Source organism: Affinirhizobium helianthi, assembly GCF_042680945.1.
GTDB lineage: Bacteria > Pseudomonadota > Alphaproteobacteria > Rhizobiales > Rhizobiaceae > Neorhizobium > Neorhizobium helianthi.
Genome location: NZ_JBHUEQ010000026.1, coordinates 105,104 through 118,739, shown reverse-complemented (window position 1 = coordinate 118,739; position 13,636 = coordinate 105,104). Strand labels below are relative to the sequence as shown.

18 protein-coding genes are annotated in these 13,636 nt (G+C 59.0%); 5 read left to right on the top strand and 13 right to left on the bottom strand.

Features of this window, described 5'->3' with window-relative positions; genetic code table 11:
- Window positions 1-2 precede the first annotated feature (2 nt).
- Entirely contained in the window at window positions 3-2,492 is a 2,490-nt protein-coding gene (ligD, locus tag ACFSE1_RS15025) for a DNA ligase D (RefSeq protein WP_377403031.1), read from the top strand.
- A 48-nt stretch (window positions 2,493-2,540) separates the two neighbouring features.
- Here ligD and glgA read toward each other — a convergent pair whose 3' ends face one another.
- Together glgA and ACFSE1_RS15015 are read right to left on the bottom strand one after the other, a co-directional pair.
- On the bottom strand, window positions 2,541-4,007 hold the full coding sequence (gene glgA / locus ACFSE1_RS15020) for a glycogen synthase GlgA (protein WP_377403029.1): 1,467 nt from the start codon (window positions 4,005-4,007) through the stop codon (window positions 2,541-2,543).
- Between the two features lie 305 nt (window positions 4,008-4,312).
- Window positions 4,313-4,630, bottom strand: a complete 318-nt coding sequence (locus ACFSE1_RS15015) for a DUF2934 domain-containing protein (protein ID WP_377403027.1) — start codon at window positions 4,628-4,630, stop codon at window positions 4,313-4,315.
- Window positions 4,631-4,806: 176 nt separating this feature from the next.
- On the opposite strand from ACFSE1_RS15015, the gene ACFSE1_RS15010 reads away from it, so the two are divergent.
- On the top strand, window positions 4,807-5,028 hold the full coding sequence (locus ACFSE1_RS15010; RefSeq protein ID WP_377403025.1) for a hypothetical protein: 222 nt from the start codon (window positions 4,807-4,809) through the stop codon (window positions 5,026-5,028).
- Window positions 5,029-5,085: 57 nt separating this feature from the next.
- Here the strand turns inward: ACFSE1_RS15010 and ACFSE1_RS15005 are convergent, their stop codons facing one another.
- The 3 genes from ACFSE1_RS15005 to ACFSE1_RS14995 form a co-directional block, all read right to left on the bottom strand.
- Window positions 5,086-5,583 carry a YciE/YciF ferroxidase family protein gene (locus ACFSE1_RS15005; protein ID WP_377403023.1) on the bottom strand — a complete coding sequence of 166 codons (498 nt, stop codon included), beginning with the start codon at window positions 5,581-5,583 and terminating at the stop codon, window positions 5,086-5,088.
- A 167-nt stretch (window positions 5,584-5,750) separates the two neighbouring features.
- Window positions 5,751-5,912: an LPXTG cell wall anchor domain-containing protein gene (locus ACFSE1_RS15000; RefSeq protein WP_377403021.1), complete on the bottom strand. Its 162-nt coding sequence runs from the start codon at window positions 5,910-5,912 to the stop codon at window positions 5,751-5,753.
- A complete protein-coding gene (locus ACFSE1_RS14995; RefSeq protein WP_377403019.1) occupies window positions 5,902-6,123 on the bottom strand; it encodes a hypothetical protein in 222 nt (73 codons plus the stop codon). The genes ACFSE1_RS15000 and ACFSE1_RS14995 overlap by 11 nt, the downstream gene beginning before the upstream one ends.
- 136 nt (window positions 6,124-6,259) lie before the next feature.
- On the opposite strand from ACFSE1_RS14995, the gene ACFSE1_RS14990 reads away from it, so the two are divergent.
- A complete protein-coding gene (locus tag ACFSE1_RS14990; RefSeq protein WP_377403017.1) occupies window positions 6,260-6,589 on the top strand; it encodes a hypothetical protein in 330 nt (109 codons plus the stop codon).
- 2 nt (window positions 6,590-6,591) lie between these two features.
- Here the strand turns inward: ACFSE1_RS14990 and ACFSE1_RS14985 are convergent, their stop codons facing one another.
- Together ACFSE1_RS14985 and ACFSE1_RS14980 are read right to left on the bottom strand one after the other, a co-directional pair.
- Entirely contained in the window at window positions 6,592-6,771 is a 180-nt protein-coding gene (locus ACFSE1_RS14985; protein WP_377403015.1) for a hypothetical protein, read from the bottom strand.
- Between the two features lie 185 nt (window positions 6,772-6,956).
- A complete protein-coding gene (locus ACFSE1_RS14980; protein WP_377403013.1) occupies window positions 6,957-7,331 on the bottom strand; it encodes a hypothetical protein in 375 nt (124 codons plus the stop codon).
- A 129-nt stretch (window positions 7,332-7,460) separates the two neighbouring features.
- Here ACFSE1_RS14980 and ku point away from each other — a divergent pair, with 129 nt between their 5' ends.
- Window positions 7,461-8,255, top strand: a complete 795-nt coding sequence (gene ku, locus ACFSE1_RS14975) for a non-homologous end joining protein Ku (protein WP_377403011.1) — start codon at window positions 7,461-7,463, stop codon at window positions 8,253-8,255.
- Window positions 8,256-8,291: 36 nt separating this feature from the next.
- On the opposite strand, the gene glgX is transcribed toward ku, so the two are convergent.
- The 3 genes from glgX to ACFSE1_RS14960 all read right to left on the bottom strand — a co-directional run bounded on the left by glgX (window position 8,292) and on the right by ACFSE1_RS14960 (window position 10,934).
- Entirely contained in the window at window positions 8,292-10,373 is a 2,082-nt protein-coding gene (gene glgX, locus ACFSE1_RS14970) for a glycogen debranching protein GlgX (RefSeq protein WP_377403009.1), read from the bottom strand.
- An 85-nt stretch (window positions 10,374-10,458) separates the two neighbouring features.
- Window positions 10,459-10,659 (bottom strand): hypothetical protein, encoded by a 201-nt coding sequence (locus ACFSE1_RS14965; protein WP_377403007.1) that lies wholly within the window; start codon window positions 10,657-10,659, stop codon window positions 10,459-10,461.
- A gap of 5 nt (window positions 10,660-10,664) precedes the next feature.
- Complete coding sequence (locus tag ACFSE1_RS14960) at window positions 10,665-10,934, bottom strand: hypothetical protein (RefSeq protein ID WP_377403005.1); 270 nt, start codon at window positions 10,932-10,934, stop codon at window positions 10,665-10,667.
- Window positions 10,935-11,041: 107 nt separating this feature from the next.
- Here ACFSE1_RS14960 and ACFSE1_RS14955 point away from each other — a divergent pair, with 107 nt between their 5' ends.
- Window positions 11,042-11,308, top strand: a complete 267-nt coding sequence (locus ACFSE1_RS14955; protein WP_377403003.1) for a hypothetical protein — start codon at window positions 11,042-11,044, stop codon at window positions 11,306-11,308.
- A 251-nt stretch (window positions 11,309-11,559) separates the two neighbouring features.
- On the opposite strand, the gene ACFSE1_RS14950 is transcribed toward ACFSE1_RS14955, so the two are convergent.
- Genes ACFSE1_RS14950 through ACFSE1_RS14940 form a run of 3 tightly spaced genes read right to left on the bottom strand, consistent with a single transcriptional unit; the run spans window position 11,560 to window position 13,636 of the window.
- On the bottom strand, window positions 11,560-12,615 hold the full coding sequence (locus ACFSE1_RS14950; RefSeq protein WP_377403001.1) for a c-type cytochrome: 1,056 nt from the start codon (window positions 12,613-12,615) through the stop codon (window positions 11,560-11,562).
- Window positions 12,616-12,617: 2 nt separating this feature from the next.
- A complete protein-coding gene (locus tag ACFSE1_RS14945; RefSeq protein ID WP_377402999.1) occupies window positions 12,618-13,256 on the bottom strand; it encodes a cytochrome c oxidase assembly protein in 639 nt (212 codons plus the stop codon).
- Window positions 13,253-13,636, bottom strand: a complete 384-nt coding sequence (locus ACFSE1_RS14940; RefSeq protein WP_377402997.1) for a hypothetical protein — start codon at window positions 13,634-13,636, stop codon at window positions 13,253-13,255. Before ACFSE1_RS14940 ends, ACFSE1_RS14945 begins: the two co-directional genes overlap by 4 nt.

Sequence of the window (13,636 nt, the reverse complement as noted above, 5' to 3'; positions counted from 1 at the left end):
CCATGTCGCTTGAGACCTACCATCAGAAGCGCGATTTCAACGCCTCGCCTGAACCGCGCGGCAGCAAGGGAAAGGCAAGCGGCAACAGTTTCGTGATCCAGAAACATGCGGCACGTCGCCTGCACTATGATTTTCGCCTGGAGATGGACGGCGTGCTGAAAAGCTGGGCTGTCACCAAAGGACCAAGCCTTGTTCCTGGCGAAAAGCGGCTTGCGGTCCATGTGGAGGATCATCCGCTGGATTACGGCGATTTCGAAGGCACGATCCCCGAAGGACATTATGGCGCGGGCGAAGTGATCGTCTGGGATCGCGGCATCTGGACGCCCGTCGGCGACCTGAAGAAGGCCTATCGCAAAGGCCACATGGAATTCGAGCTGCAAGGCGAAAAGCTTAAGGGCCGTTGGCACCTGGTGCGCATGGCCGACCGGCGTGATGAAAAGCGCGAGAACTGGCTCTTGATCAAGGCAGACGACGAGTTTGCCCGCGCGGCAGATGATGCCGACATTCTGGAAGAGCGACCGGAATCGGTGAAAAGCGGCGCGACATTGAAAGGCAGGACGCCGCGCAAGGCAGCAAGCTCAAAGAAGGCCCCTCCCGCGCAAGCTGCCAAGATCAAGGGCGCAAAGCAGGCTGACATGCCGGATTTCGTGAAGCCCCAACTGGCCACGCTGGTGAAATCCGCGCCCACCGGCAGCCGATGGCTGCACGAGGTGAAGCTCGATGGCTACCGCCTGCAGGCCCGCCTGGATAATGGCAGCATCACCCTTCTCACCCGCACCGGGTTGGACTGGACGGAGCGCTTCGGCAAGCCGATCCAGTCCGCCCTGCAATCCTTTCCCGCCCACACCGCGATCCTGGATGGCGAGATTGCCGTCGCGAACGCAAATGGGGCCACGGATTTCTCGCTTCTGCAGAAGGATTTGAGCGACGGGCGGCGGGACAGGTTCATCTTCCATGTCTTTGATCTTCTTTATCTGGATGGACAAGATCTGACGGGCGCGCCCCTGCTGGAGCGCAAGAAGCTTCTGGAGGCCCTGTGCGCGGAATGCCCTGCGGTAATCCGTTACAGCGAGCACTTCACCGACGAGGGCGGGCTGGTGCTCAAACACGCCTGCCGCCTGAGCCTTGAAGGCATTATCTCAAAGGTCGCAACGGCACCTTACAGGAGTGGTCGCGGCAAGGACTGGGTGAAATCCAAATGTTCCGCCCGGCAGGAATTCGTGATTGCGGGGTTCGTCCCTTCAAGCGTGTCCAAATCCGCAATCGGAAGCCTGATCATGGGCTATTATCGAAATGGTGAGCTGATCTATGCCGGGCGCGTCGGCACTGGCTATTCTGCCGAGACCGCCCGCGCGCTGTTCAAAAGGCTTGATCCGATCCGACTGGAGAGGAGCCCGTTCAAACAGAAGCTGACGGCAGAGGAACGGCGGGATGCTGTCTTCGCAGAACCTCTCCATGTGGCCGAGGTCGAGTTTCGCGGATGGACAGCGGACGCACATCTGCGTCATGCTTCGTTCAGGGGATTGCGCGAGGACAAGGCGCCAGAAGAGGTGATACGCGAAACGCAGCCGGAAGCCGCCAGCCACGCCGCCCCCCTGCCCGTGGAGGCGCGGCGAACTGTCAAACTCACCCATCCTGACCGTATCTATTGGCCGGATGCCGGTGTGACCAAAGCCGGACTTGCCGATTATTATGCGCAGGTCTGGCCCTTCATGGCACCCTTCGTCGTCAATCGCCCGCTTTCCCTGCTGCGCGGGCCGGATGGCATCACCAAGCCGCTGTTTTTCCAGAAACATGCATGGCGCGGCATGACCAAGGATGCGCGTCTCGTGGTCGATCCCGCCGACAAAAACAGCGTTCAAAGTATCACAATCCGTGACCTGAACGGGTTGCTCGGTCTGGTGCAGGGCGGAACGCTGGAGGTGCACCCCTGGGGTTCCAATCTCTCCGATTGGGAAAAGCCGGATATGATTATCATGGATCTCGACCCCGGCGAGGGAACAAGCTGGAAAGCCGTGATTGCCGGTGCTGAAGAGGTGCGCGAACGGCTGGCAGCAATGGGGCTGACCGGCTTTCTCAAAACATCCGGCGGCAAGGGGCTGCACGTGGTGGCCCCCGTCAAGCCGAAAGCAGAATGGCCCGATGTGAAAGCGGCAATGAAGGCGCTCGCAGACGCCATGGCCGCGGATACTCCGGATCTATACGTATCGACCGTGACGAAATCCAAACGGCCCGGCAAGATTTTGATCGACTACCTGCGCAACGGAAGAGGAGCGACCGCCGTCGCCCCCTACTCCACACGCGCACGCGCGGGTGCGCCAGTTTCCATGCCGCTGGAATGGTCTGAACTGAATGAGGCCATTGGTCCCGCCCAGTTCACCGTCGGCAATACGCCAGCTCGCCTCGCGGCACTGGACAAGGATCCCTGGGCGGATTTCCGCAAGGCGGAAGCAGTGATCGAGTATCAGGCTTCGAAGAAGAAGCGTCGGTAGGACGTTGTCGAGACACTGCCCGGCCGGCCCCGGGCAGTCTCGACGCCTCTATCTGTAACGCCGTTGTTCCGGCAGTTCCTCGCTGCGGCAGATGAGATTGTTGTAAATGGCAGCGTATTTCTCCGCGCTCCGCTCCCACGAAAAGCGGGTTTTCATGCCTTGATTTTGCAGACGCGCCCAGTTGCGGGTATCGCCATAGGTATCGAGCGCACGGCGAAGCGCCAGCCTGAGACCATCCGTATTGACGGGATGAAACTGGAACCCCGTTGCAACGCGGGCAGACATTGCCGCATCATTGGCATCGATGATGGTTTCCGAAAGCCCGCCGGTGCGGGACACGACGGGCACGCAGCCATAGCGAAGCGCATAGAGCTGGGTCAGACCGCAGGGTTCGAAACGGGAGGGTTGGACAATGGCATCCGATCCGCCGTGGATGAGGTGCGCAGTAGGTTCGTCATAGCCCACATGCACTGCCATGCGTCCGGGAAAGCGGGCGGCGGTCTGGCGCAATGCCTCCTGAATGGCGGCATCGCCCTGGCCGAAAACGATGACGCGTCCGCCCTGGTGAAGAACCTCATCCGCCGTATCGGCGAACATATCCATGCCCTTCTGCCAGGTCAGGCGCGTGACCGCGGAAAAGACCGGACCATCGCCCTGTTCAAGCCCGAAACGCTCCATCAGGGCAGAGCGGTTCTCACGCTTGCGCTTCAATGTCGTCGAATCGTAATTGCGCGGCAGGTAAGGATCGGTCGACGGGTTCCACACGTCCAGATCGATGCCGTTGACGATCCCGCGAAGCGACATCACCCGTTCGTTCAGCACACCATCAAGCCCCATGCCGAAGCGCGCAGTGAGGATTTCGCGCGCGTAAGTGGGGCTGACCGTGGTGATCACGTCTGCTGTCTGCAGGCCACCTTTGAGATAGCTGATATCGCCGAAATATTCGAGGCAATCGGTGCTGTAGAGATGCTGGCCGAGACCCAGTGCGTCCATCCGGTCTGCGCCATACTGGCCCTGGAAAGCGAGATTGTGGATGGTGAGTACCACCGGCAAATTGCAGCCCAGTTCACGCATATAGACCGATGTCAGCGCCGCCTGCCAATCATGCGTGTGAACCAGATCCGGCGTCCAGCCCGCCAAAGCCCCGTTTGCCACTTCGGCGGCAGCACGCGACAAAGCGGCAAAACGTTTCCAGTTATCGGGATGGTCCGTGCCGTTTCCGTCAATATAGGGGCCGCCGTCCCGTGCAAACAAAGCCGGGCAATCCAGAACGAAAAGCTCCAGATCCTCATGACGGGCATGATACAGGGTTGCCCGCTCACCCAGAAGATTGTCGAAGCTCACAAGTGGCATCCGCTCGCCGAGCGTCTGCATCACCACCGGGTAACCCGGCAACATGCTGGTCGTATCCACACCGCAGCTCAGCAGCGCCTTCGGCAAAGACCCCGTCACATCCGCCAACCCTCCTGTTTTGATGAGGGGAAACAATTCGGATGTAACCGATAGTACTTTCATTGGGCCTGCTTCTTTCTTGCCTGAACTGGAACCAACCGATCGGCTGCGCCCAGAGCTACGGCCAAACCGATTATCCAGCGTCAACGGCGCGTTCATCATCGCGGCTTCCTCCGAATGCACGGCTGGTATCGGCCCGCATGCCTTGCGTCTTTGGAAACGTAGCGAAAGCCTCGCCCGTTCCAGTCAGAAAACGAAATAAAGTGATGGTGAAGACCGATTGCCATGCCCATACCGAAAGCCAAAACGACACCGTTCCGCCGCAGAGGCTGCGACGGTCAAACGATCAATATGATCGAAGGAAGCGATCAGGCAGTCGTGGCCTTGCGCGTCCGTCTCTTGGGGGAAGGATCCGCAACCGGAGCCACGGGCGTCGGTGGCGCCTTCGGCTTCCTGCTTTTCGCTGATGTCTGGATTGACGGGTCGCTCGCTGCCGGCTCAGCCTTGGCAGGCGCCTTGCGCTTGGTCTGTGCCTTGAGCCCCGCTGCCGGAGATTTGCCATTATGCTTGGCATGGAATTCGGCCGTTGCCTGCTTCCAGTGCTCGTCATGCTTGCCGTGAGGGCGGCCTTCGGCCTCCCACAACTCATAAGCGCGATGTTTGATCCAGTCTTCGGAATCCGCCATATGCCTCTCCATTCGCCCGACAACGATAACGTTAGAGAAATCTAAAAGGTTCCGTACCCAGATCGATTTTGTGCGCTGCATCTAAAACTAGCAAGGGCTTAAAAAAACTTTTTTAACCGAAGGGAACTTTGCCTGCGGTTGCGGGTTACGAGGCCGGGCGTGGGAGGGCCCGTGACATGGAAAAATGCTTCGACATCATTCCGCATTCCACTGGTTGGGTCTACGTACGCGATGGACGCGTTTCGGCGTCCTATCCTTCCTATGCTCTGGCGTTGAAGGCGGCTCGCCTGCACGCGGAACAGGAAGTCGACACGTTGAAGCGGATCGTTTTCCGCCGCCAGGAAGTGAACGGCCAGATGACACGCGTCGTGCCGAACAACTCTCTCGGCCATGCCTGAATTCAATCTGCCGTTGAAAAGATGAAAAAGGGCCGGTCCACGCCGGCCCTTGCGCCTTTATGCAGCCTTCTGCGCTGCAGCATTCAGCGTGCTTTCCGCCAGCTTGGACAGCTTTTCATCGGTGGCGCTTTCCTCCTGCAACGTCTGCGAGAGAAGGTCTGCGGCTTCCTTCATGCCAAGCTGCTTTGCCCAGGCACACAAGGTGCCGTAGCGGCTGATCTCGTAGTGCTCCACCGCCTGTGCAGCGGCCAGAAGTCCGGCATCCAGAGCAGGCGTTCCCTTGAATTCCTCAAGAATTTCTTCGCCTTCGGAAATGATGCCCTCAATGGCATCGCAGGTCTTGCCGCGGGCGCGCTTGCCGATCAGCTCGAAGACCTGCTGCAGGCGCTCGATCTGGCCGTCGGTTTCTTCCTTATGCTCAAGGAAAGCCTGCTTCAGCTTTTCGTTCTGGGCACCGCGAGCCATCTTGGGAAGGGTGCGAGAAATCTTGCGCTCTGCGTAGTAGATATCCTTCAAGGTCTCGTAAAAGAGATCGTCGAGGGTCTTCGAAGCCATGTGTTTCTCTCCATTTATCTTTTTTTCAAACGTCCTTGGGCTCAAACCCGCCTTCTAACAGTGGCCTGGACCGGAGGTTCCTGAACGGACGAAAGATTCATTGTCCGGGCTTTGCGCGACCGGACCACGTGTGCGGGGATCAGCATTTTCCAGAGGTGTCCGAGAGATCAGCGCGATTGAGGCCGATCGTAGAGGTCATGATTGGCAGCCCGACGCTCCTCGATTTCATCCTGAGAAAATCGGCGCCTGCGCATCATGGCAAAAACAATGGCGCCTCCCAGCAGGACCGGGCCGAGCGCGACGGCGATGAACCACAGATTATCGGCCATTTTCCAGCTCCTGCTTGCGCCGTTCCTCGTCGGCCAGATCATCCAGCGGATAATCTTGCGCCGTGCGCTTCTTTTCGCCGACAGGGTCCTCCGCGAAAATATTCGCTTCGCCCTGAACATAGCCGCTTGGCCGGTTTTCCGCCGGTCCTTCCCATCGTGGCCACTGGGAGATTTCGCCCGGCTTGCCGCCATCCTTGGGTTCATGTCGCATGACATTCTCCTTCTGAGTTCCGTTGTGTCTGCAATCCCAACGGAAGGCGCACGGGAATGTTCCTCACCGAGGGCGGCGAGAAACTTTCCGCCGGCTGTTCTGTTATTCATCGACAATTCCCCGATGGAGACCTGCCATGTCAGAACGCCTGAAGATCTTTTCACTGGTTCCCAATGCGCCGGATGACGACCCGCAGTGGATGGATAGACCGCCGCAGGGAACGGTCTATGTGCGTGCCCGCACCGCTGGCGATGCCCGGCTGGTGGCAAGCCAGGCGGAAGACGATTACACGGAAATCGACGCACTGCCGGCCGAGGGGAATTCAACCCGTATGGCGAGCGCCTTTCGCAGCGAAAAACTCTATAGTGTCATTGAAGATGAGAGCGGCACCTATGAAGCAGAGGGCCCACGCGAAGTGGTGGCGGGCCATGTCAGGCGCGACGTGCTGTCTGCGTCGGGAGGGTAGCCCTATTTCAGCTTGTCGTGCAAAGCTTTCTGAAGCTCAAGCGCCAGCGTCATGAGACGGTCCGGCACCGGCTCTTTCTCGATTTCAGACAAGAGATCGGCAACCTTGGCACCGACCTTGTGCCCCAAAACCTTTTGGCCCGTGCCAGGCATGTCTGTGGCCTTGGCCTTATCCTCTGTCATCCCGACCTCTTCACAGGCCCAACGCCTTACGGGTTGGGCACATCATATTCAGAATATTCTCATTTAGAACATACGAATAAGTTGAAAACGCCGATTGAATGGCAAAGTCAAGCGATGCAGCGCAAGGAAAAACGCCCGGACGGACCGCGGACCGCGCTCGGGCGTGACATTCGTGCCGCGGAAAGTTAACGCGTGCCGCCGTTCCTGCCAGGGATGGACGTGATGGTTGCCGAGACCGGATCGCTGGCGGGGAAAGTGTCTTCCAGTCCTTCCTCGAGTTGCTGTTCCTGGTCGGCGCGGTTGACGCGGTCATTGGAAGACATGGTCGCCGCACGGCCGTCCTGGTTCTTGCCGTCAACCATTTCGTCCGGCAGCGCATCGCTTGCCACAATCCTGTTCAGGAATTCCTTCGCCTTCGCCACGGCATTGGTTTTGTTGACGCCAGACGCGTTCGACCTGAGGCTGACGGAAACGACATCTCCGCTGTCTTCAACGAACTCGACGGTGTAACCCGCCGTGCCGCTGCCTTCCGCGATAACCTGTGTGCCGACAATGCTCATGATAGCCACCCTTTCCTATCTTTATGATCGGTGCTTGGGCGGAAAACGGGTCTGCGCCAGCTTTGGTTCCCGTACCCTATGGAACCAGCGAAGCGTTCGGCGGGTTTCTGCTCCAAACGGAGAACGACCATGGCACCACGCGCCTTCTGGAAGGGATATCTGAAACTATCGCTGGTTACCTGTCGCGTCGCCATGACGCCGGCAGTCTCGGAAAGTGCGAAGGTCCGCTTCCACAATCTCAACAGCAAAACCCACAATCGCATCGTCATGCAATATGTGGATGCGGTGACGGGCAAGCCGGTGGACGAGGACGATCAGGTCAAGGGGTTCGAACGGGCGGAAGACGACTATGTCCTCTTCGAGGATGAGGAGCTGGACGATGTGGGGCTCGAAAGCACGCGCACGATCGACATCGCAACCTTCGTTCCGCGCCAGGACATCGGCTGGATCTGGTATGACCGCCCGCACTACCTCACGCCGGATGACAAGGTAAGCGAGGAAGCATTCTCCGTCATTCGCGAAGCCATGGGCGTGACCGGCATGGTGGGCATCGCGCGGCTGGTCATGTATCGCCGCGAACGGGCCGTCATGCTTGTGCCGGACGACAGGGGCATCGTCGTGTGGACCCTTCGCTACGGCGACGAGGTCCGAGAGGCCGATCCCTATTTCGACAAAACGGCACCGGGCAAGGCAGATACCAGACACCTGACACTGATCAAGCGATTGATCGGCGAGCGAACCGAGGAATGGGATCCGTCCATGGCGGATGATCCGGTGCAGGATAAACTCGTTTCCATCATCGAAAGCCGGAAGAAGAAACCGAAAGGCCGCGTAAAGCCGAAAAGTACCAAGCGTGAAGACAATGTGGTCGATATTATGAGCGCGCTGAAAAAGAGCCTGGAGGCAGAACGCCGCTCCAAATAGGAGCGGCGATATTCATCGACTGATTGAGCCAGCTTTTCAGCCCCGGCGGAACACCGCCATGCTGCGCCCCTCCAGCTCGTAATCCTCCTCCTGCTCGATCTCCTGACCGCGCATCGCGGGATCGGCGGTGGTAAGCTCCAGAATCCAGCGTCCCTTGTTGAGCGGCGGGATCTTGAAGGGAACAGTCCCTTCGAACGGGTTGAACAGCATCAGCACATCCGACCAGATACCCGGCTGGCCTTCAAGATCGCGTCTTCCCAGATGCAGGCCGAGCGTTGAACCTTCAAGCCACTGTTCAGGCTGCTGATAGCCACCACCGGCATTGAACCAATTCACTTCCATGCCATCGCGCCAGTTTTCGCGCCGGAACAAAGGCTGCTTTGCACGCAGGGCAATGATCTGCTTTGTGAAGGTGCGCAGGGCCTCGTTGCTCTCTGGAAGATTTTCCCACTGAACCCACGAGATTTCGCTGTCCTGGCAATAACCGTTATTATTGCCCATCTGGCTGCGGCCAAACTCATCGCCTGCCAGCAACATGGGCGTGCCGTGAGAGAGAAGAAGCGTTGCAAGGAAGTTCCGCTTCTGCCGCTCGCGAACGGCATTGATGCCTTCATCGTCTGTCGGGCCTTCCGCACCGTAGTTGTAGCTGCGGTTGTCGTTGTGGCCGTCATTATTGTCTTCGCCATTCGCCTCGTTGTGCTTCTCGTTGTAGGAAACGAGATCGTTCAGTGTGAAGCCATCATGAGCCGCCAGGAAATTGACGCTGGCCCAGGGGCGGCGACCGCGCTGGTCGTAAATGTCACCAGACCCCAGCAGGCGGGCTGCAAAATCGGGGGCCGTGTTCTGGTCGCCCTTCCAGTATTCCCGCGTCGTGTCACGATACTTGTCGTTCCACTCTGCCCAGCCGGGTGGAAAGCCGCCGACCTGATAGCCTCCGGGACCGATATCCCAGGGTTCTCCGATCAGCTTCACGCGTGACAGCATGGGGCATTGCGTAATTGCATCGAAGAAGCCGCCACGTTCATCGAAACCTTGCGGCTCACGCCCGAGAATGGTGCCGAGATCGAAACGGAAACCGTCGACATGCATGTGGTCGACCCAGTAGCGAAGCGAGTCCATGATCATCTGAAGGACGCGCGGATGCGAGGTATTGACCGTGTTTCCGGTGCCCGTATCGTTGATGTAGTAGCGGTGATTATCCGGCATCGTACGGTAGTAGGAGAAGTTGTCGATGCCCTTGAAGGAAAGGGTCGGCCCCAGCTCGTTGCCTTCCGCAGTATGATTGTACACCACATCAAGAATGACCTCGATTCCGGCATCGTGGAAGGCGCGCACCATGTTGCGGAATCCCTGCAGGCCCTTCGGCCCATAATAGCGGGATGCGGGCGCGAAGAAGCCGATGGTGTTATAGCCCCAGAAATTATGCAGCCCCTTCTCCAACAGGTGCTGATCGTCCGGGAATGCGTGCACCGGCATCAGCTCGACTGAGGTAATGCCAAGGCTCTTGATGTAATCGACGGTTGCCTTGTGACCCATGCCCTCGAACGTGCCGCGCAGTTCCTGCGGAATGGCAGGGTTCAGCTGGGTAAAGCCTTTGACATGCGTCTCATAAACAATCGTTGCGGGCCACGGCACATTGGGCCGCTCATCGCTGCCCCAGTCGATGGCAAAAGGATCGATAACCCGGCATTTGGGCGTGAAGGGTGCGCTATCACGCTCATCGAAGGTCAGATCCTTGTCGTCATGATAGATGTCGTAGGCGAAATGGGCGTCGTTCCACTCGAATTCGCCAACCAGCTCCTTGGCATAGGGATCGATCAACAGCTTGTTCGGGTTGAAGCGATGGCCGTTTTCAGGATCGAACGGGCCATGCACGCGGTAGCCATAAAGCTGCCCGGGTTTCACGCCCGGCACATAGCCGTGCCAGATCTCATGCGTATTCTCCGGCAGTGTCAGGCGTGCAAGCTCGGTTTTGCCGGATGGATCGAAGAGGCAAAGTTCCACCCGCTCCGCATGGGCGGAAAAGATCGCAAAATTCGTTCCCCTGCCATCGAATGTGGCACCTTGTTCGAGCCAGGTTCCGGGCTCGATCGTAAAACTATGAGATTTGCTGTCCATGCCGCACCTTGTGTTGAATCTGCGCAATCAAAGCGCGACATGCGTTTTCGTTCCGCCGGCTGCAAAGAATGTGCGGCGACTGCGGCTATTGGGTGAAGCCGCCGTTGCGGTTCTCTCTGCCACCGCCTGTGCTGCTATCGGGCGTGGGATCCCTTTGCGCCGGCGCGGTGCCAATACCCTCGGTCGTTACTTTGTCGGTATCGCTTCTGGAATTCTGCTTGTCTGAATCGCAGCCTGCCAAAGACAGGCCAAGAAGCGCACTCGCCACCAAGATCAGCTTTCTCATGATCGTCACTCCTCTGCCGCAGCCGTCCGGCGGCGGTCGCGATCGAAGGAGACAACCTTTTCCACCGCGGCAATATCAGCCTCGGCGGCAGCGGGAATGGGATCTGCGGCAATGGCCTGCAGAACCTCGGGCGAGAGCGCGCCTTTTCGGATCACATATTCCAGCGCTTCCCGTGTATCCCGCTCCGCTTTCAACTGTGCGTAAAGTGCGAGAATGAGGCGGTCGCGAACATCTCCGCCGCGTCCGATTCCGCCGAGTGTGGCATGGCCTGCCATGATGTTTCCTCCTTGTTTCTTGCAGAAGAAACTGCATGTCTCGCCGGGTTGTTCCCATTCTGCCTTGCTCTAGTTGAGAGGGTTCAGGTGCAAGGAGGAGAACGCACATGACCGCCATGAGCCGCGAAGAACTGGAAGCCCGCATCAATGCACACCGGGAATTGCTGATCGACTGCCTGGCCGCGCTGCTCGCCGGTCAATCGGTGCGGGACGCCTTGCTGGAGCGCATCCGCGAAGACGCGAACTACAAGAATTACCAGGAAGATCCGGGTGCTGTGCCCTCTGCGGGCATTGCGCTTGAAAACGGAGCCGCACGCGAAATCGATGCGATCCTGGAAGCGGCAAAATCCCGTGCCGAGGCGTTAAAACGTTAACAATTGTCATCTTTCCGCCAGAGTCTGGCCGCACTGTTCACACTTGTGGCGATTGTGTGGAACCGCAGGCGCAGAACAGCGTTTTGAGGCATACGGAAAAGGGAGAGTCACCATGTCGCGTGAGTGGGTTGAAGCAGCCAGTTTCGTTTTCGCGATCGCCGTCTGCTACATGTTTATCGTGCCTGTATAGGACACACGGGACCCTGTGTGAGACACCAACCGAAAGCCTCGATGGCCCGCCTGTGCGCGGGCTATCGCGTTTCTGAGGCAAAATAGGCGGAGAGGTTTTCAACATCCCGGTCGGTCAGATTCTTCGCCGCAGGCACCATCAAGTGGCGGAATGCCGTTCCGCCGCGATGATCCTCACGGAACAGCCGCAATTGTTGAGCCAGATAAGGCGCGCTTTGACCTGAGAGCCTGGGATAGGCCGGATTGGCATCCTGCCTATCATGGCAACTGAGGCAGGCGGGGATCCTGTCCTGCGATCTTCCCTTTATGGCAAGTTGACGTCCGGCCTCAATATCCGCACCGCGCGGATTGGTGCCTGCGGCATTGAGCGGCTTATGCTCCATGGCCGAATAGAAACGGGCCAGCATCCCCACATCGTCCGCTCCCAATCCCGCAACCGCCGCCTGCATGACACCGCTTGCCCGCTCGCCCTTGAGATAGGCCAGGAGGCTTGTCCGCAAATAGTCTTCCGATTGCCCCGCCAGATTGGGGATCAGGCTATTGCCGTTCAGCCGCTCCTGCGCATGACAGGACTGACAGTTCAGCTCCGCCTGCTCTCCCGCCTCTGCGGTCTCTGCCAGTCCCGCCAGCTGACGATACCGGGCTGCCTCCATCCTTGGCACCTGGCGGAGAAACGCCACCATGGCCCAGACCTCATCTTCGCGATGTTCTGACGGCCAGGCGGGCATGCCGGTAAAGCGCACGCCATCCTGAACGATGTGAAACAGTTCCGCATCCGTCCATTCCGGCACTTTCAGCTTAAGATCCGGCGGCACCGGAAGCATGTTGAAGACCACCTGGGAGCGCGCTTGTGCGGGCGAGCCGTGGCAGAAGGCACAGCCCTGTTCATAATGACCGGCACCGAGCTTCAGCATTTCCGGGTTATCGAGCGGCGGAGGCTCGGTTCCGAGCGACGCCGTGCGTACGGAATTCTTCATGGTCCAGTGCAAGAACCAGTCCGTCACGGCCCAGTGGCCGCTGCGTGCGCCAATCCCCATAATGCCGGACCACGCAAAGGCGAAGCCCATAATAGCTGCCGCGACACCCGCGATGGCGACTTGTTTCCAGCCAATGCGCATCTTCATTCTCCGGACACTCGGGCGGTGGACGGGTTCAGCGTGCGGCCCAGCAGGGCGACGCCTCCTGCCAGATAGACGGCAGCTCCGATCAAAAGCATCACCACAGCGCCGATCTGTTGATCCTGCCCGGCACTCAACGGCACGCCAAAACAGGTCACCTCACCGTCCCCGTAAAGCGGGCGTGGCGAGAGCGACAGAAGCGCACCGAGCAAGGTCATGTGCATCGAGGTGAAAAGCAGCCCGAGCGTACCTGCAAGACGACGGCTCTCTTTCTCGTCACCGGCCCCGCCAAGACAGGAGAGCCACAGGATCAGACCAGCCAGCAGAAAACTCAGCTGCTCCAGACCTCGAACCAGCGCCGATCCTGCCGCCAGGTCGCGCGCCGCTGGCGAATGCCAGCCCCAGACGACGACGAGTTCAATCATGGATGCAAGCAGTGGTGTCAGCACCCGACCGCGAGATACAAAATCGCAACGCCCGCCCGCAAGCCCTGCCGCCAGCAGAGGAGCAGCCCCCGCCACAACCGCCATATGCACGATCATATGGATCGAAAAGCTCTCTTTGTTGCCAAGGATCAGCGTGATCCAGGCCGCCGCCAGAACCAGACATCCGAGGATCAGACAGGCTTTTCTGAACCTCATGACTGACACTCCGCCAGAAAGATCAGCGGAATGGCCGTATAGACCACGGCGACGAAACTGAGGCCGCACAAAAGCAGCGTGGCAAAGCCCTGAAAGAGCTTTCGATCATGGGGCGTCGGTTCGTCATGCGGAGGATCGCCGGACCCGAAGCCCCACTGCCGCCACGCCAGATAGCCTGCAAATACGATGAAGGCGAGCGCGGCAAAGGTCAGCCCGCCCAGAAGCCAGCGCAGACTGACAAATTGCAAACCCAGGACGCCGGGTTTCGCGCAATAGATTGCCGCTGCCACATAACAGGCGAGAAAATGCAACGCCCAGACGGTGGGAGCGGTGAAGAGGGTCCAGAGGGTTTCAACCTCGCGGGGGATAACGCTTTTCAT